This window comes from Salmonella enterica subsp. enterica serovar Typhimurium str. LT2, from assembly GCF_000006945.2.
GTDB lineage: Bacteria > Pseudomonadota > Gammaproteobacteria > Enterobacterales > Enterobacteriaceae > Salmonella > Salmonella enterica.
In genome coordinates this window covers 621738-643985 of sequence record NC_003197.2, presented here as the reverse complement: position 1 = coordinate 643985, position 22248 = coordinate 621738, and the positions used below count along the sequence as shown (strand labels likewise).

21 protein-coding genes and 21 other annotated features are annotated in these 22248 nt (G+C 52.9%); of the genes, 15 read left to right on the top strand and 6 right to left on the bottom strand.

Translation table 11 applies throughout. The features are described 5' to 3' along the window. Positions 1-4: 4 nt before the first annotated feature. Positions 5-13 (top strand) — a -35 signal (putative -35_signal for fepA; RegulonDB:STMLTH004685). The 4 genes from fepA to ybdJ all read left to right on the top strand — a co-directional run bounded on the left by fepA (position 5) and on the right by ybdJ (position 4620). Next, the gene (gene fepA / locus STM0585) for an outer membrane porin, receptor for ferric enterobactin (enterochelin) and colicins B and D (protein NP_459577.1) occupies positions 5-2425 on the top strand. Within the gene, positions 170-2425 belong to an annotated coding region; the region does not span the whole gene. It overlaps the preceding feature by 9 nt. Beyond that, positions 24-32: a -10 signal (putative -10_signal for fepA; RegulonDB:STMLTH004685), on the top strand. (Overlaps the previous gene by 9 nt.) Next, positions 159-164, top strand: a ribosome-binding site (putative RBS for fepA; RegulonDB:STMS1H000912). Positions 2426-2451: 26 nt before the next feature. Continuing rightward, positions 2452-2457: a ribosome-binding site (putative RBS for entD; RegulonDB:STMS1H000911), on the top strand. Then, positions 2452-3175, top strand: a protein-coding gene (entD, locus tag STM0584; RefSeq protein ID NP_459576.1) for an enterochelin synthetase, component D (phoshpantetheinyltransferase). Within the gene, positions 2471-3175 belong to an annotated coding region; the region does not span the whole gene. It overlaps the preceding feature by 6 nt. A gap of 11 nt (positions 3176-3186) precedes the next feature. Next, positions 3187-4305, top strand: coding sequence for a putative cytoplasmic protein (ybdK, locus tag STM0583; protein NP_459575.1), 1119 nt, complete (start codon positions 3187-3189; stop codon positions 4303-4305). Between the two features lie 66 nt (positions 4306-4371). Then, positions 4372-4620 carry a putative inner membrane protein gene (ybdJ, locus tag STM0582; RefSeq protein NP_459574.1) on the top strand — a complete coding sequence of 83 codons (249 nt, stop codon included), beginning with the start codon at positions 4372-4374 and terminating at the stop codon, positions 4618-4620. Between the two features lie 5 nt (positions 4621-4625). Here ybdJ and STM0581 read toward each other — a convergent pair. Further along, positions 4626-4974, bottom strand: a protein-coding gene (locus tag STM0581; protein ID NP_459573.1) for a putative regulatory protein. Within the gene, positions 4626-4967 belong to an annotated coding region; the region does not span the whole gene. Then, positions 4969-4974 (bottom strand) — a ribosome-binding site (putative RBS for STM0581; RegulonDB:STMS1H000910). Its footprint overlaps the gene before it by 6 nt. Positions 4975-5250: 276 nt before the next feature. Beyond that, positions 5251-5256 (top strand) — a ribosome-binding site (putative RBS for STM0580; RegulonDB:STMS1H000909). Between STM0581 and STM0580 the strand changes: the two genes are divergently transcribed. From STM0580 to STM0572, 9 genes are all read left to right on the top strand, one after another. Then, the gene (locus STM0580) for a putative regulatory protein (protein ID NP_459572.1) occupies positions 5251-5837 on the top strand. Within the gene, positions 5256-5837 belong to an annotated coding region; the region does not span the whole gene. (Overlaps the previous feature by 6 nt.) Beyond that, positions 5826-5831, top strand: a ribosome-binding site (putative RBS for ybdF; RegulonDB:STMS1H000908). (Overlaps the previous gene by 6 nt.) Further along, positions 5826-6205, top strand: a protein-coding gene (gene ybdF / locus STM0579) for a putative cytoplasmic protein (protein ID NP_459571.1). Within the gene, positions 5837-6205 belong to an annotated coding region; the region does not span the whole gene. Before STM0580 ends, ybdF begins: the two co-directional genes overlap by 12 nt. An 85-nt stretch (positions 6206-6290) precedes the next feature. Continuing rightward, positions 6291-6296: a ribosome-binding site (putative RBS for nfnB; RegulonDB:STMS1H000907), on the top strand. Beyond that, positions 6291-6955, top strand: a protein-coding gene (nfnB, locus tag STM0578; protein NP_459570.1) for a dihydropteridine reductase. Within the gene, positions 6302-6955 belong to an annotated coding region; the region does not span the whole gene. It overlaps the preceding feature by 6 nt. Before the next feature lie 192 nt (positions 6956-7147). Then, positions 7148-7153: a ribosome-binding site (putative RBS for STM0577; RegulonDB:STMS1H000906), on the top strand. Further along, positions 7148-7604, top strand: a protein-coding gene (locus STM0577) for a putative transport protein, PTS system (RefSeq protein ID NP_459569.1). Within the gene, positions 7155-7604 belong to an annotated coding region; the region does not span the whole gene. (Overlaps the previous feature by 6 nt.) Then, positions 7576-7581: a ribosome-binding site (putative RBS for STM0576; RegulonDB:STMS1H000905), on the top strand. (Overlaps the previous gene by 6 nt.) Then, positions 7576-8052 (top strand): putative transport protein, PTS system gene (locus STM0576; protein ID NP_459568.1). Within the gene, positions 7582-8052 belong to an annotated coding region; the region does not span the whole gene. Before STM0577 ends, STM0576 begins: the two co-directional genes overlap by 29 nt. A gap of 7 nt (positions 8053-8059) precedes the next feature. After that, positions 8060-8065: a ribosome-binding site (putative RBS for STM0575; RegulonDB:STMS1H000904), on the top strand. Then, positions 8060-8810 (top strand): putative inner membrane protein gene (locus STM0575; RefSeq protein NP_459567.1). Within the gene, positions 8067-8810 belong to an annotated coding region; the region does not span the whole gene. It overlaps the preceding feature by 6 nt. After that, positions 8805-8810 (top strand) — a ribosome-binding site (putative RBS for STM0574; RegulonDB:STMS1H000903). It overlaps the preceding gene by 6 nt. Further along, positions 8805-9667 (top strand): putative transport protein, PTS system gene (locus tag STM0574; RefSeq protein NP_459566.1). Within the gene, positions 8813-9667 belong to an annotated coding region; the region does not span the whole gene. Before STM0575 ends, STM0574 begins: the two co-directional genes overlap by 6 nt. 28 nt (positions 9668-9695) lie before the next feature. Continuing rightward, positions 9696-9701, top strand: a ribosome-binding site (putative RBS for STM0573; RegulonDB:STMS1H000902). Continuing rightward, the gene (locus STM0573; RefSeq protein NP_459565.1) for a putative inner membrane protein occupies positions 9696-10743 on the top strand. Within the gene, positions 9700-10743 belong to an annotated coding region; the region does not span the whole gene. It overlaps the preceding feature by 6 nt. A 54-nt stretch (positions 10744-10797) precedes the next feature. After that, positions 10798-10803: a ribosome-binding site (putative RBS for STM0572; RegulonDB:STMS1H000901), on the top strand. Beyond that, positions 10798-11796, top strand: a protein-coding gene (locus STM0572) for a putative phosphosugar isomerases (protein NP_459564.1). Within the gene, positions 10810-11796 belong to an annotated coding region; the region does not span the whole gene. Its footprint overlaps the feature before it by 6 nt. 127 nt (positions 11797-11923) lie before the next feature. On the opposite strand, the gene STM0571 is transcribed toward STM0572, so the two are convergent. Both STM0571 and apeE read right to left on the bottom strand, forming a co-directional pair. Then, positions 11924-14658, bottom strand: a protein-coding gene (locus STM0571; RefSeq protein ID NP_459563.1) for a putative inner membrane protein. Within the gene, positions 11924-14653 belong to an annotated coding region; the region does not span the whole gene. Continuing rightward, positions 14653-14658, bottom strand: a ribosome-binding site (putative RBS for STM0571; RegulonDB:STMS1H000900). (Overlaps the previous gene by 6 nt.) A 161-nt stretch (positions 14659-14819) precedes the next feature. Beyond that, positions 14820-16797 (bottom strand): outer membrane N-acetyl phenylalanine beta-naphthyl ester-cleaving esterase gene (apeE, locus tag STM0570; protein NP_459562.1). Within the gene, positions 14820-16790 belong to an annotated coding region; the region does not span the whole gene. Next, positions 16792-16797: a ribosome-binding site (putative RBS for apeE; RegulonDB:STMS1H000899), on the bottom strand. It overlaps the preceding gene by 6 nt. 292 nt (positions 16798-17089) lie before the next feature. Beyond that, positions 17090-17095, top strand: a ribosome-binding site (putative RBS for ybdG; RegulonDB:STMS1H000898). On the opposite strand from apeE, the gene ybdG reads away from it, so the two are divergent. Further along, positions 17090-18348, top strand: a protein-coding gene (gene ybdG / locus STM0569; protein NP_459561.1) for a putative transport. Within the gene, positions 17101-18348 belong to an annotated coding region; the region does not span the whole gene. Its footprint overlaps the feature before it by 6 nt. A gap of 41 nt (positions 18349-18389) precedes the next feature. Here ybdG and pheP read toward each other — a convergent pair. Continuing rightward, positions 18390-19796, bottom strand: a protein-coding gene (gene pheP, locus STM0568; protein ID NP_459560.1) for an APC family, phenylalanene transporter. Within the gene, positions 18390-19784 belong to an annotated coding region; the region does not span the whole gene. After that, positions 19791-19796 (bottom strand) — a ribosome-binding site (putative RBS for pheP; RegulonDB:STMS1H000897). Its footprint overlaps the gene before it by 6 nt. A gap of 307 nt (positions 19797-20103) precedes the next feature. Further along, positions 20104-20109 (top strand) — a ribosome-binding site (putative RBS for STM0567; RegulonDB:STMS1H000896). Between pheP and STM0567 the strand changes: the two genes are divergently transcribed. After that, positions 20104-21285, top strand: a protein-coding gene (locus STM0567; protein ID NP_459559.1) for a putative ATPase involved in DNA repair. Within the gene, positions 20110-21285 belong to an annotated coding region; the region does not span the whole gene. It overlaps the preceding feature by 6 nt. 78 nt (positions 21286-21363) lie before the next feature. Here STM0567 and STM0566 read toward each other — a convergent pair. After that, the gene (locus tag STM0566; RefSeq protein ID NP_459558.1) for a putative inner membrane protein occupies positions 21364-21938 on the bottom strand. Within the gene, positions 21364-21924 belong to an annotated coding region; the region does not span the whole gene. Beyond that, positions 21933-21938 (bottom strand) — a ribosome-binding site (putative RBS for STM0566; RegulonDB:STMS1H000895). (Overlaps the previous gene by 6 nt.) Beyond that, positions 21937-22185 (bottom strand): putative periplasmic protein gene (locus STM0565; RefSeq protein ID NP_459557.1). Within the gene, positions 21937-22173 belong to an annotated coding region; the region does not span the whole gene. Before STM0565 ends, STM0566 begins: the two co-directional genes overlap by 2 nt. Further along, positions 22180-22185 (bottom strand) — a ribosome-binding site (putative RBS for STM0565; RegulonDB:STMS1H000894). (Overlaps the previous gene by 6 nt.) Positions 22186-22248: the final 63 nt, after the last annotated feature.

The following is a 22248-nucleotide window of genomic DNA, read 5'->3' as shown; positions in this document are numbered from 1 at the left end:
TGAATTTTGTATATAAAAGGTGAAATATATTGATAATATTATTGATAACTATTTGCATTTGCAATAGCGTATTGTCGCGCTATGGGACGCGCGAACACAATTTCACCACCCGGCCAATGCCTTTGACGGGCGCTTTGGCTTATGTGGCTAAAGAAAAGCAGGATATACAATGAACAAGAAGATTCATTCCCTGACCTTACTGGTCAATTTAGGGATTTACGGGGCCACTCTGCCCGTGATGGCGGAAGACAAAACCGATAGCGCTGCGCTCACCAATGAAGACACCATCGTGGTGACCGCTGCCCAGCAAAACCTACAGGCGCCAGGCGTATCCACCATCACCGCCGATGAGATCCGCAAAAATCCGCCCGCGCGCGACGTGTCAGAAATCATCCGCACCATGCCGGGCGTAAACCTGACCGGCAACTCCACCAGCGGTCAGCGCGGGAATAACCGCCAAATCGATATTCGCGGCATGGGGCCGGAAAACACCCTCATCCTGATAGACGGTAAACCCGTCACCAGCCGTAACTCGGTGCGCCTGGGCTGGCGCGGCGAACGCGATACCCGCGGCGATACCGCGTGGGTGCCGCCGGAGATGATCGAACGCATTGAAGTGCTGCGTGGCCCTGCCGCCGCACGCTACGGTAACGGCGCGGCGGGTGGCGTAGTCAATATCATTACCAAAAAAGGCGGTAGCGAGTGGCACGGTTCCTGGAATACCTATTTCAACGCGCCGGAACATAAAGACGAAGGCGCGACCAAACGCACTAACTTTAGCCTGAACGGCCCGCTGGGCGGGGATTTCAGCTTCCGCCTGTATGGCAACCTCGACAAAACGCAGGCGGATGCGCGTAATATTAACCAGGGGCATCAGTCTGAACGTACCGGGAGTTACGCCGACACGCTACCAGCAGGACGCGAGGGGGTCATTAACAAAGATATCAACGGCGTGGTTCGTTGGGATTTTGCTCCGCTTCAGTCTCTGGAGCTGGAGGCCGGATACAGTCGCCAGGGCAATCTCTATGCCGGCGATACTCAGAACACCAATACGAACCAACTGGTGAAAGATAATTACGGAAAAGAGACGAACCGCCTCTATCGGCAGAACTACTCTCTGACCTGGAACGGCGGCTGGAATAATGGCGTAACCACCAGTAACTGGGTGCAATACGAACATACCCGTAACTCCCGGATGCCGGAAGGCCTGGCAGGCGGCACCGAAGGAATTTTCGATCCCAAAGCATCGCAAAAATATGCCGATGCCGATTTGAATGACGTCACCCTACACAGCGAAGTGAGCCTTCCTTTCGATCTGCTGGTCAATCAAAACCTGACGCTGGGTACTGAATGGGCCCAACAGCGTATGAAAGACCAGCTCTCCAACTCGCAAACCTTTATGGGGGGAAATATCCCGGGTTACAGCAGTACCAATCGTAGCCCCTATTCAAAAGCGGAAATTTTCTCTCTGTTTGCTGAAAACAACATGGAACTGACCGACAGCACCATGCTGACGCCGGGGCTACGTTTCGATCATCACAGTATTGTGGGGGATAACTGGAGCCCGTCCCTCAACCTGTCGCAAGGTCTGGGGGATGACTTTACCCTGAAAATGGGAATCGCCCGCGCTTATAAAGCCCCGAGTCTGTACCAGACTAACCCAAACTATATTTTGTACAGTAAAGGTCAGGGTTGCTACGCGACTGGCGCGGGTACCGGCATCGGCTGCTATATGATGGGTAACGATGATCTGAAAGCCGAAACTAGCATCAATAAAGAGATCGGTCTGGAATTTAAACGCGATGGCTGGCTGGCCGGCGTCACCTGGTTCCGCAATGATTACCGCAATAAGATTGAAGCGGGTACAGTGCCGTTGCAGCGTATCAACAACGGCAAAACGGATGTTTATCAGTGGGAGAACGTGCCGAAAGCGGTCGTTGAAGGTCTGGAAGGCACGTTAAACGTACCGGTTAGCGACACCGTCAACTGGACGAATAACGTTACGTATATGCTGCAGAGTAAAAACAAAGAGACCGGCGAACGCCTGTCGATTATTCCACAGTACACGCTTAACTCAACCCTGAGCTGGCAGGTACGTCAGGACGTTTCTCTGCAATCGACCTTCACCTGGTACGGCAAACAAGAGCCGAAGAAATATGATTATCAGGGTAACCCCGTTACCGGAACAGATAAGCAAGCGGTCAGCCCATACAGTATTGTTGGCCTGAGCGCGACCTGGGACGTGACCAAAAATGTCAGCCTGACCGGTGGCGTGGATAACCTCTTTGACAAACGTCTGTGGCGTGAAGGTAACGCGCAAACCGTCAGGGATACGCAAACTGGCGCTTATATGGCGGGCGCTGGCGCGTACACCTATAACGAACCAGGACGTACGTGGTATATGAGCATTAATACCCATTTCTGATGGCAACCTTCCCTCCCTCATTCGGGGAGGGAATTGGCAAAAACGATGCTGACATCTCATTTTCCCCTTCCCTTTGCCGGACACAGGCTGCATATCGTCGACTTTGATGCGAGCAGCTTTCGCGAACACGACCTGCTATGGCTACCTCATCACGATCGGCTCCGGTCTGCCGGACGCAAGCGTAAAGCTGAACATCTGGCAGGCCGCATTGCCGCCGTTCATGCGCTACGCGAGGTGGGCGTCAGGACAGTGCCCGGTATGGGCGACAAGCGACAGCCGCTATGGCCGGACGGCCTATTTGGCAGCATCAGCCACTGTGCGACAACGGCGCTGGCCGTCATATCCCGACAGCGTATCGGCATTGATATAGAAAAAATCATGAGTCAGCACACGGCGACAGAGCTGGCGCCGTCCATTATTGATAGCGATGAGCGCCAAATTCTCCAGGCGAGCTTGCTCCCTTTTCCGCTTGCCCTGACGCTGGCTTTCTCCGCCAAAGAGAGCGTTTATAAAGCCTTTTCAGACCGCGTCACGCTCCCGGGATTCAATAGCGCAAAAGTTACCTCGCTTACCGCCACGCACATCTCGTTACATCTGCTGCCAGCCTTTGCCGCCACGATGGCTGAACGTACCGTCCGTACAGAATGGTTTCAACGTGACAATAGCGTTATTACTCTTGTTTCTGCAATAACGCGCGTTCCCCACGACAGGAGCGCTCCCGCTTCTATACTTAGCGCAATACCCCGATAAATGAGATCCCTATGGCGCTGAATGATTTTCACGTTTCTGAACCTTATACGCTTGGTATTGAGCTGGAGATGCAGGTGATCAATCCACCTGGCTACGATTTAAGTCAGGACTCTTCTACGCTGATCGACGCCGTTAAGCCCCAACTTACTGCGGGAGAAATTAAGCACGATATCACCGAAAGTATGCTGGAGATGGCCACGGGCGTCTGCCGCGATATTGACCAGGCGGCGGCCCAACTTTCTGCTATGCAGCACGTTATTTTACAGGCGGCGTCGGAACACCATCTCGGCATTTGCGGCGGCGGTACGCACCCTTTTCAAAAATGGCAGCGTCAGGAGGTCTGTGATAATGAGCGCTATCAACGCACGCTGGAAAATTTCGGCTACTTAATTCAACAGGCGACGGTTTTCGGCCAGCATGTCCACGTCGGCTGCGCGAACGGCGACGATGCGATTTATCTTTTACACGGGCTGTCGCATTTTGTGCCGCACTTTATTGCGCTCTCCGCCGCGTCCCCCTATATGCAAGGAGCTGACACCCGTTTTGCCTGCGCGCGCCTGAATATTTTTTCCGCTTTTCCCGATAACGGGCCCATGCCGTGGGTCAGTAACTGGCAAGAGTTTGCCGGACTATTTCGTCGTCTGTCTTACACCACGATGATCGACAGCATCAAAGATTTGCACTGGGATATCCGCCCCAGCCCGGCCTTTGGCACGGTAGAAGTTCGGGTGATGGATACGCCGCTCACTCTTGATCATGCCATCAATATGGCAGGGTTGATTCAGGCGACCGCGCACTGGCTGCTGACCGAGCGTCCCTTTAAACCGCAGGAACAAGACTATCTGTTATATAAATTCAACCGTTTTCAGGCTTGCCGCTATGGTCTGGAGGGCGTGCTAACCGATGCCTATACCGGCGACCGCCGTCGCCTGGCAGATGATACGCTGCGTCTGCTGGACAACGTTACCCCCTCTGCGCGCAAGCTGGGCGCCGACAGCGCCATTGACGCGCTACGTCTGCAGGTGAAAAAAGGCGGTAACGAAGCGCAATATATGCGGGAGTTTATTGCCGACGGCGGATCGCTGATAGGTCTGGTACAAAAACATTGTGAAATCTGGGCGGGACAATAGACAGCATATTTGCCTTACCAGGCGATATCCCGGACAATGGCGTTTTAACTTACGTTTAACAAAGCCATGAAACACCCGCTTGAATCATTGATGACCGCTGCCGGTATTTTGCTGATGGCGTTGCTCTCCAGCCTGCTGCTGCCCGCCCCTTCGCTCGGCCTTGCGCTGGCGCAAAAACTGGTCGGGATCTTTCATCTTATGGATCTCAACCAGCTTTATACTTTGTTGTTTTGTTTATGGTTTCTGTTGCTCGGCGCGCTGGAATATTATGTCATTCGCTTTATCTGGCGGCGCTGGTTTTCGCTGGCCGATTAAACATTTCAATGCGTACGGCCATGCTTTTCTTTACGATAAGCGCCTGGCGGCAGGTTGAACGTGCGGGTAAAAATGCGCGTAAAGGTTTGCTGCGAATCAAAACCATACTTGAGACAAATATCATACACCTTCTGGTCGGTGTCGAGCAGGTCGCGCGCCGCCAGTTTTAGCTTCCGTTCACGCACGTAGCGTCCCAGACTCTCCCCTTTGTACTGCATAAAAAGGCGCTGCAGGTGCCACTTGGAATACCCCGCATGACGGGCAATATCATCAATACGTAACGGCTGATTCAAATTATCATCAATCCACTCGACAATCGTGTCGATAACCTGAGCGGAAATGGTCATCGTGCTCTCCCCTCTATCAAACTCGTCAGCGGCTCCCGCACCGCACATTTACGGCAACAGCAATAAGCATAGTAATAACCACACAAATTGTGAGACAGCTTATCGCATGGCCTGCAATATGCTTTTCTACCACTTCATGCGGCAGCCCTTGATTATGAGTGAGTAAGCACTCATTATAGAAAGCAAAGATACGCCGTCAAGGTACTTTTCAAAGGTTGACATTCACCGTTGCGACGCGACAACGGGCATGATTCAATCATGTTTTTCCAGACATAAGGGTAACGTGTAGTGGCTCGTCCGAAGAGTGAAGACAAAAAACAAGCATTACTGGAAGCGGCAACCCAGGCGATAGCGCAATCCGGTATCGCCGCCTCAACGGCGGTGATTGCGCGTAACGCAGGTGTTGCAGAAGGAACATTGTTTCGCTATTTCGCGACCAAAGATGAGCTGATTAACACGTTGTATTTGCATTTAAAGCAGGATCTCTGCCAGTCAATGATAATGGAGCTGGATCGATCCATTACCGATGCCAAAATGATGACTCGTTTTATCTGGAACAGTTACATCAGTTGGGGTCTGAACCATCCCGCGCGCCATCGGGCGATCCGTCAACTGGCCGTCAGCGAAAAGCTCACCAAAGAGACGGAACAACGGGCCGACGATATGTTCCCCGAATTGCGCGATTTATGTCATCGTTCCGTTTTGATGGTGTTTATGTCGGATGAATACCGCGCCTTCGGCGACGGCCTTTTTCTGGCGCTGGCTGAAACAACAATGGATTTCGCCGCGCGCGATCCCGCTCGCGCTGGCGAATATATTGCGCTGGGATTCGAAGCCATGTGGCGCGCGCTGACTCGCGAGGAGCAATAATGGACGGTCAAACACTGCACGCCTGGGCAAAACGCTTTGCGCTGGAACTGCCTTTTACCGAACACTGCTGGCCTTTCGGCCCACAGTACGATGTGTTTAAAGTCGGCGGCAAAATATTCATGCTGTTCACTGAACATCACTGTCGCCCAGTGGTGAACCTGAAGTCGGATCCCCAAAAGTCCCTGGTAAATCAACAAATTTACCCCAGCATTGCGCCTGGCTATCACATGAATAAGAAACACTGGATTTCAGTCTATGCGGGCGAGGATATCACCGTCTCGCTACTCAACGATTTGATAAATGACTCATGGAATCTGGTCGTAGACGGGCTGCCTAAAAGAGAGCAACTGCGCCTGCGGCCGCGCTGATGCAATAACCGTTTCCGCATTTTCCTCCCTTATCTTTTTACCGATAACCCGGTACCCTGCTGATACAAAAGGGTACTAAACCAACCAGGAGCATTTATGGATATCGTTTCTGTCGCCTTACAGCGCTACTCCACTAAGGCGTTCGATCCCAGCAAAAAACTGACCGCCGAAGAAGCGGATAAAATAAAAACACTACTACAGTACAGCCCCTCCAGCACCAATTCCCAGCCGTGGCACTTTATTGTCGCCAGTACGGAAGAAGGCAAAGCGCGCGTAGCAAAATCCGCTGCCGGAAACTACACGTTCAACGAACGCAAAATGCTGGACGCCTCCCATGTGGTGGTCTTCTGCGCCAAAACCGCAATGGATGACGCATGGCTTGAGCGCGTCGTCGATCAGGAAGATGCTGATGGCCGTTTCGCTACGCCGGAAGCTAAAGCGGCAAATGATAAAGGTCGCCGCTTTTTCGCCGATATGCACCGCGTCTCGCTGAAAGATGACCACCAGTGGATGGCGAAGCAGGTTTATCTGAACGTCGGCAACTTTCTGCTGGGCGTCGCCGCGATGGGTCTCGACGCCGTCCCCATTGAAGGTTTCGACGCCGAGGTGCTCGACGCTGAATTTGGTCTGAAAGAAAAAGGCTATACCAGTCTGGTCGTGGTGCCGGTCGGCCATCATAGCGTCGAGGATTTCAACGCCGGGCTGCCGAAATCACGTCTGCCGCTTGAAACCACACTGACGGAAGTTTAATCCCCTGCCTAAGCCGGACGCCCGTCCGGCTTTTTTCACCTTTCTGCCAGGTTCCTCAATGATCAATGGCGCGAAGTGCCAGGTTTTACATCGCTAGTGTTAACTTCCTCTTTCAATTTATTGAAAATAAATAACATTTAAAACTGGCACGCCGTTTGCCATATCTGGATACCCCCTATCTGGATGAAGGAGAAAACGGGTGAGACATGTTTATGTAGCCAGCCATGGCCCTTTTGCCCGCGGACTTATTAACAGTCTATCGCTGCTGATTGGCGACGAACACGGCGTGACACCGGTTTGCGCCTACGATGGCGATATTGTCACCACGGAGCAGCTTGAACAAACCCTCGAAAATCTGATCGCGCAAGCCAACGGCGAAGAAGTGGTGGTGTTTACCGATCTGCTCGGCGGCAGCATCAACAATAGCGCCGCGAAAGTGCTGATGCGTCACCGTCACGTTTTTGTGGTGGCTGGCGTCAACATGACCCTGTTGCTGGAGTTTTTACTCTGTGAAGAAGAAAGCACAGACGCGGCCATTACCTACGCCACCAATGCGGCGCGTGAATCCATTGTCTTTATCAACACGCTAATAACACAACCATCCGCTGACCTACAGGGAGAATCCCATGATCAAATTAGTGCGCATTGATTACCGCCTGCTGCACGGCCAGGTGGTCTTCGCCTGGACCCGGGCGCTGGATATCGACCATATCATCGTCGCTAACGCCAACGCCGCCGGCGACGCGTTTGTCTCTATGTCATTAAGTCTGGCAAAACCCGCTGGCGTGTCGCTGGACATTATCACGGTGGAACAGGCGGCGGAAAAACTCGCCAGCGGCAAGCTGGATCACAAAAAAGTGATGGTGGTGCTGGGAAATACCGCCGAAACCCTCGCCTTCGTCGAGAAAGTGCCAGGGATTAGCGTTATCAACTACGGCGGTATCGCGCAAAAAGAGGGCGCGCAGCAGTTCGGCAAAGCCATATACCTGACCGAGCAGGAGATTGCCGATAGCCAGGCGCTAAAAGCCAAAGGCATCCGTCTGGAAATGCGCCAGGTTCCGGCTCATTCCGCCGAATTGCTTAACGATAAACTCTGAACCCGGAGGTCACTATGTTGCTCACCGCAACGCTGCTCGGCCTGATTGCCGCACTGGGCATTCTTGACGGGCGTTTACTCGGCGTGTCGATGATTGACCGTCCGCTGGTGATGTGCGCCCTCACCGGTCTGGTCTGCGGCAATTTACACGAAGGCATTCTGATCGGCGCGACGCTGGAACTGATCTTTTTAGGTAATGTCGCTATCGGCGCCGCGGTACCGCCTGATGTCGTCACCGGTTCGGTGCTGGCGACCGCGTTTTCTATTATGTCCGGGCGCGGGCCCGAAGCGGCGCTGACCATCGCGATTCCTATCTCTATGCTGGCGCAGACCCTCGGCGTCCTGGTGCGCGTGGTTAACGCCCGCTTTGGCCACATGGCCGATCGTTATGCGGCGCAGGGTAATACCCGGATGGTTGCCGTTATGCACCTGGGAGGCCCAACGCTGCTCTATTTTCTAAGCGGTTTTCTGCCGGTCTTTTTCGCCATTTTGCTCGGTTCTGCCGCCGTCACCTGGTTCCTCGACGCCATTCCCGCCTTTATTACCAATGGCCTGGTTGTCGCCAGTAAGATTTTGCCGGCGCTGGGTTTCGCGTTGCTGATCAGCATGATGCTTAGCAGCAAATTAATGCCTTACCTTGGGCTGGGCTTTCTGATCGCCGCATATACCAAACTGGACATCATCGCCATCGCGCTGTTTGCCGTGGTGCTGGCTTTCATTATCAGCCAGTTTCTTAACACATCCCAACAGGAGGGCTAATCATGAGTGAAGTGACGCAGACCCTGATCGACGACGCACAGGCTCACTCGCAAAGCGAAAGCCGCATCACCGCCCGCGATTTACGCAGCGTTTTCTGGCGCTCCTTTACGTTGCAAGGATCGTGGAACTATGAACGCCAGCAGCATATGGGCTATGCCTTCGCTATGTCGCCAGCGCTAAAGCGTATCTACCAGGACCCCGCCGAACTGGGGCGCGCCTTACAGCGTCATCTGGTGCTGTTCAATACCACGCCGCATCTGTCAACGTTTGTCTTTGGCCTGTCGATTGCGATGGAGGAGGAAAATCAACGCAACCCGGACTTTAACGAAGAGTCGATCAATGCCGTTAAAACCAGCCTGATGGGGCCGCTGGCCGGGATCGGCGATTCCATCTTCTGGGGATCGCTGAAAGTTATCGCCGCCGGGATGGGGATCTACTTTGCCCAGCAGGGCAGCATTCTGGGGCCGATTCTCGCCCTACTGGTCTATAACATTCCGCACATCCTCTGCCGCTGGTACGCCCTCAAACTGGGCTACCGGGCGGGGACCACCTGGCTGATGCGCCTCTGGCAAAGCGGGCTGATGGACAGGGTGACTTATATCGCGTCAATCGTCGGGTTGATGGTCGTCGGCGCCATGACCGCCAGCATGATCGACATTACAACCCCGCTGAGCTTTACCGCCGGGCAGACTACCATGAAAGTGCAGGATTTTATTGACAAAATCCTCCCTTCCCTGCTGCCGCTGCTCTTCACGCTCGGCATGTACAAACTTATCCGTAAGGGCGTGAACATTAACTGGATCCTGTTAGGCACCGTCGTGTTTGGGCTTCTTGCCAGCGCGCTGGGCCTGCTTTGACGAGAGGTAACACTATGCAAGTAGAAGACTATATGAACGAGACGCCCCTTCGCCTGCTGGAGATGCTGACGCAGACGCGGGAAGATCTCTGGCGCGCGGCGCAGGCGCTAACGGAACGCGGCGTCACCCGCATTATTCTGACAGGCTCCGGCACGTCATACCACGGCGCGCTGACCGCTCGCACGTTTATGCAGCGCTGGTGCGCATTACCAGTGGATGTCTGCTGGCCGTTTATGCTTGACGACGAGACGCTTGCCCGCAGCGGCAAGGCGCTGGTTGTCGGCATCTCCCAGGGCGGCGGCAGCCTCTCAACGCTGGCGGCGATGGAGCGCGCCCGCAATGTTGGTCATATCACCGCCTCAATGGCTGGCGTGGCGCCTGCGACTATCGACCGGGCGGCGGATTATATCCTTACCGTTCCCTGCGGCGAAGAAACCGCTGGCGCGAAAACAAAAGGCTATCACTGCACGGTTCTCAATTTGATGCTGCTGGCGCTCGCCGTCGCCGGGCAGCAACAGCGGCTGGACGGCGAACAGCGCCGGTCACTGCTGCTGCGGATGGAAAAGACCTTTAACCACCTGCCCGCGCTGGTTACCGCCTCGCAGGCGTGGGCGCAAACCAATGCGCTGGCGCTGCGCGATAGCGCAGATATTCGTCTGACCGGCCCGGCAACGCTGTTCGGTACGGTGCAGGAGGGTGCGCTCAAGATGCTGGAGACGTTGCGCTGTCCGGTGTCGGGCTACGAATTCGAGGAGTTTATTCACGGTATTTACAATGCCTTTAATGCGCAATCCGCACTCATTATGCTCGACCCGCAGCCTGACGCGCGTCAGGATCGGCTGGCGCAAATACTCGGTGAGTGGACGCCGTCTATTTACCGCATCGGCCCGCAGGTAGAAAATAATGGTCTGAATCTGAATTTCCCGTTTGTCAATGATGAGGACTTTGCCGTCTTTGAATATATCATTCCGCTACAAATGCTATGTGCGATATTACCCCCGCAAAAAGGCATTAATCCGGCGATACCCAAAGATCCGCAATTCCATCAAAAAATGAAAAGTAAGCAAGAAATTTAATTTTTATTAATGCTCGTTATTATCCGCGCTGTTGCGGAGGACGCGCTACACGCTAAGGAGATAAATATGTCTGTTGCTCATGAAAATGCCCGCCGTATTATTAGCGATATTTTAGGTAAACAAAACATTGAACGCGTCTGGTTTGTCGGCTGCGGCGGTTCATTAACCGGCTTCTGGCCAGGAAAATACTTTCTGGACTGTGAAGCGTCAAAACTGGCTGTCGGTTATATCACCAGTAATGAATTTGTCCACGCCACACCAAAAGCATTAGGAAAAAATAGCGTCGTTATTCTCGCCTCGCAGCAGGGCAATACGGCGGAAACCGTCGCAGCCGCCCGCGTGGCGCGTGAAAAAGGAGCGGCGACCATCGGTCTGGTTTACCAACCTGACACGCCGTTGTGCGAATACAGCGACTACATCATTGAATATCAGTGGGCGCGTTATCCGGAAACGGTCGACCCTGCACAACAAAAAGCCGCATACAGCCTGTGGCTGGCGCTGGAAATTCTCGCCCAAACAGAGGGCTATGCGCAATACGATGAGTTAGTCAGCGCATTTGGGCGCTTTAGCGACGTTGTTCACGGCGCCCAACGGCAGGTACAAGAAGATGCTCAGCGTTTCGCCGCCGAATGGAAGGATGAGAAGGTGGTCTATATGATGGGCAGCGGCCCCTCTTTCGGCGCCGCGCATCAGGAGTCTATCTGTATTCTGCTGGAAATGCAGTGGATCAACTCCGCCAGCATACATAGCGGAGAGTATTTCCACGGACCGTTCGAAATCACCGAGCCGGGCACGCCGTTTATATTGCTGCAAAGCAGTGGTCGCACTCGCCCGCTGGACGATCGTGCGATTCGCTTTATTGAACGCTATCAGGGAAAACTGCAGTTGATCGATGCGGATAAACTCGGCATTCAGGATCTGTCCACCGACGTTGGCGAATACTTCTGCGGTCTGTTGCACAACTGTGTGCTGGACGTTTATAACCTCGCTCTGGCGACAGCCCGTAATCACCCACTGACCACCCGCCGGTATATGTGGAAAGTTGAATATTAATAGTTATGCCGGATGGCGGCTTCGCTTTATCCAGCCTACAAAGCGATCTGTAGGCCTGATAAGCGTAGCGCCATCAGGTCTTTCTTCTGCGGGGCGCTAGCGCCCCTTTTTCCCTGAACTACCGCAGCTACCAGTGAAAATCCTCTATCCGTAATTCGAAAATATCGTGGATATAGCCAATTTCCGCTACCGGCAGCGCCACGTTATAAAGAATTTTCAACCGCTGAAATGAATGATTTACCATCGCGATAAATTCACCATGCCGCTCGTTAAATTCCGTCATGTTTTTATAGTGGGTAATTTCATTGCGCATGACCAGTCGCTCAATCATACAGCTCAAATGAACATATAAACTAATAATCAAATTATTATTAAAGCTGAAGCCCAGCGTACTTTGCCATTCGGCAATAATCGTTTCGATATGCCCTATCGTCTTATTGGCATTGAGAATGGTCAGCGAATTAACCACATTATGCAACGAAAATTCGCGAACCATATTTTTATTAATTAACGCAATTTGTTTATCGTTAAGATAACCGCTTAATAACTGACTTAAATGCGCATACCCCTGCTCGCCAAGCAGCTCTTCAATCCCCACCCAGGGAACGCCCGCCAGCTGCGGGTCAATGGTGCCGACAACCGCAATCACTTCATACTGATTCAGCAACGAGGCCGCCATCCGGCTGTTTTTCAGGCGAGTATATTCACAGGCGATAATATTAATATCAAAGTCGGTCAACTGACTTTTTTCCATCAAATTTTTAAATTTAAACGCCGTCCCGATGCCGGTAATACAGGTCACCAGCAGCGCGCGCGCTTTTTTCTGCGCGGGCCAGAAGACATCCCAGCGCGACTGATTTAACGGGACGATCTCTTCGGCGATCTGTTCGATGTTTTTTTGCAGCGCGATCTCGCTGGCCACGTTCAGCGCCAGACGCGTCGTAACGTTATCGACCACCACCAGCGGGCCATGAATTACGCTCAAAAGCGCATCGGCGATCTCTTTGGTGTATCCCATATCGATCAGCACCATGACGCCTGCGCGGGTATCCGTATGCTGGAGATAATCGACAATGGCCCGGCTGACATCGCTAAACGCGACCTCCATCGGCATATCCATCGCATGATAAATCTTTTCGCCAATCAGACGGTTCGCCACGCCTGCAATGCTGCTGGCGGTCGAATAACCATGCGCGATGATCAGCGCTTTTACCTTACCGCCGCTGGTGGCGTCAATGGCATTACTGACGATGGCCGCCACGACCAGTCTGTCGAGCGTGTCGATTAACAAATCATATTTATTATTTACCACGTCCAGCAGTTTTTGCGCCACACGCTGCGCCAGCCCCGGCGCCTCCTCCAGCCAGCGCAGCATCACATGACGAACCGATGGCGACGCCTCCACCGGCGTTAACGGCAGGCTGGTAAGGTAACGTCCAGTGAGATAAGCGAATTCCGCATTCAGTTCGAGATCGTAATGTGCAGCGATCGCTTTCCCGACATCTTCGATAAAACGCAGCCGCTTGTCCTGACGAGCGCGAGGGCTCTCTTTATTCATTAAGGCATCGAGATATAACGTAAGGTTTTGATAGACCAGCTTGTCAAACGTCCGTGCGGAAATATTCTCCTGCGCCAGCTCTTCGCACAGGCCGCAAATGTTTTCCGTCAACCGTAAATATTCCTGATGCTGACCGGAAACTCGCGGAAAAACGCCACCTTCGCGATAAATCATGATGCGTTCCGCCGTCTGCGGAACGGTAAAGGGCACCTCCATCAGCAGACGATCCGGCAGTTGCCCGGCTTTTACTTCCAGTACCCCATCGTCACGCTGGCCGAAAGTCCAGGCGCTGGCGCAAATATTACGAATGAGATTTTCCAGGCCGCCGACATTCCCTTCCAGGGTCTCCTGCATCAGTTGGCTGATAATTTCACTATCCAGCGACAAATCGTGATGAAGACGCTGCGCCTCGCGACGAAAAAAATGGTGAATAAACGCCAGCCGCTCATACTGTCCGCGTTCGGCGATAGGCAGAATTTTGACAATGACCGGTATCCGGCGAATAAATGTCGCCAGAAAGTGCTTTTCCAGATCTTCGGTAGAGGCGAATATCAGACGTACCGTGGCGCTGCGTTCATCGCTGCTTTCGCCTAAGCGACGCCAGGTGCCGTTATCCATAAAATGGAACAGTTTTTCCTGCCCTTCCGGCGGAAGACGGTGCACTTCATCGATAAACAATACGCCGCCATTACTGGTCTCAATTAACCCGGATACCGCTCTGTCTGCGCCGGTAAACGCACCTTTGGCATGACCAAATAATTTTGACGTCAGCAATTCCGGGTTATTAGCGTATTCGGCGCAGTTAAACACGGTAAAGGGCGCCTCCGGGGGCAAAATGCCCTGCTCGATGGCGTACTGCCAAAGCTGACGCGCCAAAAAACTTTTTCCTGTCCCCGTCGGGCCGCGCAGCAGCAAAGGCAAGCCCGCGCCGGGATAACTGATCGCCGCCTTACACTGACGCAGGGACTCCTGCAAGCTGCCCTGTGCGCCAATGAGCAGCTCCAGACTGTCCTGCCGCTCCGCGCACAGCGCCTGAATGGACGCGTAATCCCCCTGCCGAACCGCCAGCCGGTGGTGACGACGTAGCGCCTCGACGGGCAGGAACAGCACCGGGCGGCTATTCACTTTGACCACCCGCTGCTCACGATGCAAGTTATTAAGATGGTGACTAATAATGCTGCGTTTTTGCCTGAGACTGTCGGCAATCGCCATTGCGCTAAACGCGCCTAACGCGTCAGCTGTTAGTGAACATCCGGCTAGCCGTAGCTCCAACTGACGAAATATGGACTCTTTATTCATACCTGCGCCCCGCCAAAAACGTAAACTCCGCTTATACGATAATTTACAAACGACGTCACAGGCTTCACCCACATTTTTGAAAATACTTACTTTTTATAAAACTTACCGTTGCGCTTTCGGCTCATCGTGTCACGAACGAACGGGGTTGGCCCTCCCTGGCGTGTCATCAAAATCGGGCGCTAAACCCAACGTTATAACGGGTTTGATTGCCATCGCTTAACCCTGCCGTTTGCGACAGCCCGGCGAAAGCGGACACCGTTGCCGACAGCGGAAAATCTGCGCCAATCGCGATATCAACCCAGTTTTTATCCTGCGTTTTTCCGTCGCGGCTAAACGTCAGCGCGGTCGATTTAAGGCCGCCGTTCGCCACATACGTATCATCGCCAAACTGACGGCGATAATTAATCTGCGCCCAGGAGTGAATGATGCTGTGGCGAAGATCCAGACGCCAACCCGCGCTACCCACCTGCGAATGGGCGTTTTGGTCACCAAAACGCATTGATGTACTGGTATTGAGCTTCTCGCTATAACCATTAACGTGGCTGTAATCCCATGCATATTGCAGCATCGGTCCGGTCGTTAACCACGGCACCATGACAAAATCATAACCGCTGGTTAACCTCGCGCCCCACAGCCGACCGTTGGTTTCGCCCTCTTCCACCCGTCTTAGCGCACCGAGCGTTATACTGCGCTGAATGTTACTGAATTTAGCGGACAGAAAGTGTAAATCGCTATCCAGCCACGCCTGACCGGCGCGTAAATGGCTGAATACGGCGGCCTGAAAACCGCGGGCATCATAACGATAATTATCGTCAGGATGTTGCTTATCCAGAGAACCGGCTATCAGCCCTCCCAGCAGAACCTGCTCGTTAAGCTGATAATCGACGCCAACCGTCAGATTATTATGATTACCGTTCCCGTCGGCCTCATTATTATCATAACGTTGATATCCCCCGCTGTATCCGCCGAACATGCCCAGCGAACCAACAGGATTTTCCCCCTGGCGAAGCTGCTGATAACGGCTGTCAAGCGTGGTACGACTGCCTTGCGCCATCGACTGAACGCTTTGGTTCAGGTATGTCGCCTGTACCGGCGCGGCAATGATCGACTGAATATATTGCGCAATAATGGTATGGACCTGCGGACCGGGATGTAAATGATCGGCAAACAGATAGTCCTGCGACGCATTAAATCCAGGCATTGCCGAGGAGCACGCCGAAGCGGATACGCCAGGCGGGCAGGCCATACCTACGGTATTTGTCAGACCAAACGCCTGCGGGTTGGCAAGAATTTCCTTAAAGAGGCCGTTGATATCGGCACGGGCTATATTGCCGCCGTGTTGCTCCAGCCCCTTCTCTTCCATCTGATTATAATAATCGGTCAGAGCTGACGCCTGCCCTGCCGCCGCTTCATAGCCCGCCAGCAGTTGTTCAACGAGCAGTTGCTGAATAAATGGATTGCTGCTTACCGTTGCAGCCGCCGCCAGCAGCGCCTTGCGGATCGCCTGTTGCCGACTGGCGAAATCGGGCGTAGCGCCCTCCGCCAGCGCATCTAACGCCGCTTTTAGCGCCGGGGGCGCCGCTGCGCCCAGCCCAGCGGTGATTACCGCCTCCAGAAGCATTGGCGTCGCACTAATATCCGGTACGTTTGGCACCACGACCAGCCCGGCGCCGGCATCCAGTAACAGCCCTACCTGCGCCGCCGCGCTAGTGGCGCTATTACCGGCTATTTGCTGTGCCATGGTTGGTTGCGCGATGGCCGCCGCCAGATCGTTTCCGCCGACCCAGTGAATATACAAACCGTTGTGGTCGGCTTTTCCCCCCGTTTTGGCAAGCCACTGCCGTACCTGATCCGCGGTATTATCCTGCGGGTTTAATTCCGGGGTCGCCGTCGCGCCGCCGGCGGCATAATTAGAGCCGCCATTGCTGGAAGGGCTTAATTCCAGCCCATATCGTTCGGCCAACTGTTCGTCGTAGAGCTTATTTTGACCACTATCCCAGGTCCAGCGACCGTTATTACCGGTATCGCTAAGGCTATCGCCAATCACCGTAAGAGAGTCAAACGCACAGGCAGATAATGGCGCGGCCAGCGCCAGCGAGAGTATGCCGTATTTTAGCAGGGTACGCTTTTGGGTCATCCGATGTTCCTTAATGTTATTGTTGATAGGTACGACGGTGCTAATCATTATCCGACAGAGATATTGCAATCGTTTTAAACATTCTGGTTAAAAAATTTTCATTCATTGTTGACGGACTGGCGCCTGTTCAAAAAGAGGGAACCGCGTAAAATAACGACGTTTACAGGGCGCAGGATAAAATATAGCGTATGGATAACCCCAGAGGCGCTTTTACCCGTCTGTTGCTGATTATGCCTGAAGCGCAGGCGTCCTGATTTGCATAAATGCCATTCAGCAGTCATCATAGGCTGCTGTTTATAAAGGAGAGATTATGCAGGAATTGATATCCCGGGTAGAAGATTTAGCGGGAATTGAAATGAATCACACCACGTCGCTGGTGGTGATATTTGGTATTATTTTTCTGACAGCAGTTGTCGTGCATATTATTTTGCACTGGATAGTACTGCGCGCTTTCGAAAAACGTGCCAGCGCCAGTTCCCGCCTGTGGCTGCAAATTATTACCCAGAATAAATTATTCCATCGTCTGGCTTTTACGCTGCAAGGCATCATTGTCAATATTCAGGCCGCGCTCTGGCTACAAAAAGGCAGTGAGGCTGCGGATATCCTGACGACCTGCGCGCAGTTATGGATTATGACCTACGCCCTGCTGTCGTTATTTTCCTTGCTGGACGTGATTTTCAATCTATCGCAAAAATGGCCCGCCGCCTCTCAGTTACCGCTAAAAGGAATATTTCAGGGTATTAAGCTCATCGGCGCAATTATCGTCGGCATTCTGATGATCTCACTGCTGATTGGCCAGTCACCAGCAATTTTAATCAGCGGGCTGGGCGCGATGGCCGCGGTATTAATGCTGGTCTTTAAAGACCCGATTCTTGGCCTGGTTGCCGGTATCCAGCTTTCCGCCAACGATATGCTCAAACTGGGCGACTGGCTGGAAATGCCGAAATATGGCGCAGATGGCGCGGTCATTGATATTGGCTTAACCACGGTAAAAGTACGCAACTGGGATAATACCATCACCACCATTCCCACCTGGTCGCTGGTTTCCGACTCATTCAAAAACTGGAGCGGCATGTCTGCGTCCGGCGGACGCCGGATTAAACGCAGCATTAATATTGACGCGACCAGTATCCATTTTCTGGATGATGATGAAAAACAGCGGCTGTTAACCGCGCAACTGTTAAAGCCGTACCTTACCAGCCGTCATCAGGAAATCGATGAATGGAATAAACAACTGGATGCGCCGGAATCAGCCTTAAATCACCGCCGCATGACCAATATCGGGACATTTCGCGCCTATCTGAACGAATATTTACGCCACCATCCGCGCATCCGTAAAGACATGACGCTGATGGTACGCCAACTGGCGCCTGACGATCATGGTTTGCCGATAGAGATCTACGCCTTTACCAATACCGTCGTGTGGCTGGAATATGAGAGCATTCAGGCCGATATTTTCGACCATATTTTTGCCGTGGTGGAAGAGTTTGGCTTGCGTATTCATCAGACGCCGACCGGCAGCGATATTCGCGCGCTGTCAGGGACATTGCGGCATTAATGGATTGCCCGATCGCATGAACATGGGATCGGGCAAAAAAGTTAATGAGCCTTACGGCGCAAAACGGTAAACGCGATAAACAGGAATACAATCCATACCGGCAGCAAAATCGCCGACAATCGCATATCGTCCATCGTACACATTAACACCAGAATCAGCGCCAGAAACGCAATGCACAAATAGTTTCCGGCGGGATAGAACAGCGCCTTAAATTGCGTCTCGCGCCCTTTACGACGCATCGCCGCGCGAAAACGTAAATGCGCGAGACAGATCATTATCCAGTTTAGCAATAGCGTCGCGACAACCAGCGCCATCAACAGGCTAAACGCTTTTTGCGGCAACAGATAGTTGATCAGCACCACCAGCGAGGTAATCGCTCCGGAAAGTATCAGCGAGTTCACCGGTACGCCGCGATGGCTGACGCGGGTTAAAAATTTCGGCGCATTGCCTTGTACGGACAGGCCGAACAGCATTCGGCTATTCGAATAAACGCCGCTGTTATACACCGAAAGCGACGCGACCAGAATAACGAAATTCAGCGCCGAAGCCACCACATTACTGTCCAGGTTATGGAAGATCATCACAAAAGGGCTGCTATTGGATTTCACCTCTACCCACGGATAGAGCGCCAGCAACACCACCAGCGAACCGATGTAGAACAGCAAAATACGGTATACCACCTGATTCACCGCTTTCGGAATGCTTTTTTGTGGATCGCGCGCTTCCGCCGCAGTAATGCCGATCAGCTCCAGTCCGCCAAAAGAAAACATAATCACCGCCAGCGACAGAAGCAAACCATGCCAACCGGTAGCGAAGAAACCGTTATAACGCCAGAGGTTATCAATGCTGGCATGTTCGCCGCCGTGGCCGGAGAACAGCAGCCACAGACCAAAACCTATCATGCCGATAATCGCCAGCACTTTAATCAGCGCGAACCAGAATTCCGTTTCGCCATACAGACGAACGTTCACCAGATTCACGGCATTAATGATAATAAAAAACGCCGCCGCCCATACCCATGTTGGTACGTCAGGCAGCCAGTACTGCATATAGATGCCCGCCGCGGTCAGCTCCGCCATCCCGACCAGCACAAACATGACCCAATAGTTCCAGCCCGACAAAAAGCCCGCAAACGGCCCCCAATATTTCCAGGCGAAGTGGGCAAACGATCCGGAAACCGGCTCTTCCACGACCATTTCACCCAACTGGCGCATAATGAGAAAAGCGATAATCCCGGCAACGCCATAGCCCAACAAAACAGCCGGCCCCGCCATTTGAATCGCCGGGCCGATGCCCAGAAACAGTCCGGTGCCAATGGCGCCGCCCAGGGCGATTAGCTGAATATGGCGGTTTTGCAACCCCCGTTGAAGCGTCGGTTCATTCTTCGACGCGGCATCCGACACGCTGGCGCCGGATGCAGTTGACGCGTTTTTCACGTCCTACCCCTGTATCGTTTTTATTGAGGGGCACCTTTTAACATTTCGCTCTCGCTGCCGCAAGGCGCAATCGTTTGTCAAGGCTCAACTCCGGACGTTAACGTTATCGTGTAAAAAAAGATGTCGTGGGGAGTAAAAAGAAAAGAGTGCGCGCCGATATAGAACGTTACGGGTGACAGACGCCGGGTATAAAATATGTGAATAACTCTGGACGAAAAGTACGACACCCTACAGAATACATTTAGTATTTTTTCAGTATTTTCAAAAAGGTGAATCAGACCTGGTATCTGTTATCCGTTTTTGAGCCACGCCAGGCATCAACGTCATGAATAAGATCATCAAACGTTTAGAGATCATCAAAAGCGCCATCGAACTTGAGGACGAAGAGATTATCCGTCAGCAGCTCATCTACCTGAAAAATGAGCCGCAGGATGCCGTAATCAGCGCGATTGCCCAGGCGATTGAAGCTCGTCGATTCAGTGACGCCATGCAAGAGATCGCCGCCTGGCTACAGGCTCAACGGGCGCTCTCGACGTGGCAAGATCCCTCTATTGCCGCCAGTAAACTGGAGCTGAAAGCGCTTGAAGCCCAACTTCGCGATCTGATTGACAAACGAAATGCGCGGGTACAAATCCTCGACGATTTCAACGACCTCTATCATCTGCGTCTCGGGCCGTTGATGAGCCGTATTCTGGAGTTGCGTAAACAGCTCGCGGTGAGTATGCAGCGTAAGCAAGAAGCCGAAATAAAACGCCGGGAAAAGGATTATCAATCCTGCCTGCAATTTATTTCCCAGGCCGTGGATCAACTGGCAACGCTAAAACAGCAGTGGACAGGATTGAATGCCGCCTCGCGCGAAGCGGTGGGCATCCGTCAGCGAATCCAGCAGCAGACGGAGTTAATCACCGCGTTGCTGGCGGAAATTCGCGAGCTGGAAGCGGATTTTTCCCATCAGGACGACAGCGCATTCCGCCAGGCGCAGGAAAATGCGGAACAGGACTATCACCAGTATCGGGAGCAGCAGCAGGAAGCGCAATTCCGCTACGCCCGCGATCAACGTTTGTCGGCAGACGAACGCAGTGAATTAAAACGTTTGTGGCGTCAGGCCAGCCGCCTGTGTCACCCGGATGTGGTCGCCGATGAATTAAAAGAAAAAGCGCACCAGATGATGGTACAGCTTAATCAGGCGCGGCAGAATGCCGATCTGGCGGCAATTCGCGCGTTACTGACACAGTTGCAAAGCGGTCTGGAACCGATGATGGCAAGCGACAGGCTCAATAACCTGGAACATCTGCGCCATAAAATACGCCAGCTCCGCACGCAAATCGACGCGCTGTTGAAAGAGATAACGCAACTGGAAACGGAAAATGCCTGGCGGCTCGCCTCTTCCGTTGCGGATAAGGAAGCCTATTTCTCCGAGCAGGAACGGGCGCTAACCGAAATTCGCAATACGCTGGAGGCGCAGGTTCAACAGGTGGAACAGGAACTTCTGTCAGGGTAGTCCATCATTCATCAACACATTGTCGGATGGCGCAAGCGCCACCCGACGAATCGCGGCATAAAGAGGGTAAGAGGGTCGCTACTGTCGCTGTAAAAGTAACGAACGGGCGGAGTCCGCCATGATCATCACCGCACCTGCCAGCATTAACGTATCTTTTAATACCAGCCGCCCGGCGCCCGATAAATACGGAAAACCATAATGCGCATCGCCCAGCGGCATAACCCAGACCTCCGGCGTGGTGATTAAAAACGACAGCGTGACAAATGGCGTCAGGAATGCCAGCACGCCGCCCGCCAGCCCTAACCAACGGCTGACAGGGTTAGCCAGTACCAGCGCCGCGATAATCAATTCCACCACGCCCAGACCATCCGAAAACGCATACGTATTATTGGCGGTTTGCCAGGCGCGTTCCTCCGGTTTTAGTTCGCCCTCATGAGTCAGATGCTGACGATATTCTTCCGGATGTTCATAGAAAAAAGACATAAACGGGCTGTTCGCCACAAACGGGGTAATACTGTCTGCCTCATAGGGCACAAATTTTAGTAGTCCAATCCAGATAAAAACGATGGCGATACTCAGGCGAATTAATGTTAACCCCAGCCGATCCCCCTGACTTAACAGACGAAGATATTTATCCATCTCAGACTCTCCTTATTTATATAATATCGCAGTGGCGTAACCCGTATTATCAATACGCATTGACGTAATTTTCCATGACGACGCCTGTTTACTTTGCGCCAGTCTGGCAATAGCATCTTCAAGCATTGACGGCGTTGCTGACACCGCAGAAACGCTGATATATTCAACGTCGGTTAGCGGCTGGGCGGAAGCGGAAAACGCCAGCGGCGCAGCCAATAATGAAGCAATAAGTGTGGTAACTTTTAACATCGAGATTTCCAGTCGTGGGTTATTTCAATGGTGTTATAATACGTTATGCCTGACTAAAGCCTTTTCTTTCAGACG

Bases quoted from the DNA above. Each gene is read 5' to 3' on its own strand.
- STM0581 (NP_459573.1), bottom strand. From the start codon at position 4,967: ATGACCATTTCCGCTCAGGTTATCGACACGATTGTCGAGTGGATTGAT.
- fepA (NP_459577.1), top strand. From the start codon at position 170: ATGAACAAGAAGATTCATTCCCTGACCTTACTGGTCAATTTAGGGATT.
- nfnB (NP_459570.1), top strand. From the start codon at position 6,302: ATGGATATCGTTTCTGTCGCCTTACAGCGCTACTCCACTAAGGCGTTC.
- STM0576 (NP_459568.1), top strand. From the start codon at position 7,582: ATGATCAAATTAGTGCGCATTGATTACCGCCTGCTGCACGGCCAGGTG.
- STM0573 (NP_459565.1), top strand. From the start codon at position 9,700: ATGAACGAGACGCCCCTTCGCCTGCTGGAGATGCTGACGCAGACGCGG.
- STM0566 (NP_459558.1), bottom strand. From the start codon at position 21,924: ATGGATAAATATCTTCGTCTGTTAAGTCAGGGGGATCGGCTGGGGTTA.
- STM0574 (NP_459566.1), top strand. From the start codon at position 8,813: ATGAGTGAAGTGACGCAGACCCTGATCGACGACGCACAGGCTCACTCG.
- ybdG (NP_459561.1), top strand. From the start codon at position 17,101: ATGCAGGAATTGATATCCCGGGTAGAAGATTTAGCGGGAATTGAAATG.
- ybdK (NP_459575.1), top strand. From the start codon at position 3,187: ATGGCGCTGAATGATTTTCACGTTTCTGAACCTTATACGCTTGGTATT.
- STM0567 (NP_459559.1), top strand. From the start codon at position 20,110: ATGAATAAGATCATCAAACGTTTAGAGATCATCAAAAGCGCCATCGAA.
- entD (NP_459576.1), top strand. From the start codon at position 2,471: ATGCTGACATCTCATTTTCCCCTTCCCTTTGCCGGACACAGGCTGCAT.
- STM0571 (NP_459563.1), bottom strand. From the start codon at position 14,653: ATGAATAAAGAGTCCATATTTCGTCAGTTGGAGCTACGGCTAGCCGGA.
- STM0575 (NP_459567.1), top strand. From the start codon at position 8,067: ATGTTGCTCACCGCAACGCTGCTCGGCCTGATTGCCGCACTGGGCATT.
- STM0565 (NP_459557.1), bottom strand. From the start codon at position 22,173: ATGTTAAAAGTTACCACACTTATTGCTTCATTATTGGCTGCGCCGCTG.
- STM0572 (NP_459564.1), top strand. From the start codon at position 10,810: ATGTCTGTTGCTCATGAAAATGCCCGCCGTATTATTAGCGATATTTTA.
- ybdJ (NP_459574.1), top strand. From the start codon at position 4,372: ATGAAACACCCGCTTGAATCATTGATGACCGCTGCCGGTATTTTGCTG.
- ybdF (NP_459571.1), top strand. From the start codon at position 5,837: ATGGACGGTCAAACACTGCACGCCTGGGCAAAACGCTTTGCGCTGGAA.
- apeE (NP_459562.1), bottom strand. From the start codon at position 16,790: ATGACCCAAAAGCGTACCCTGCTAAAATACGGCATACTCTCGCTGGCG.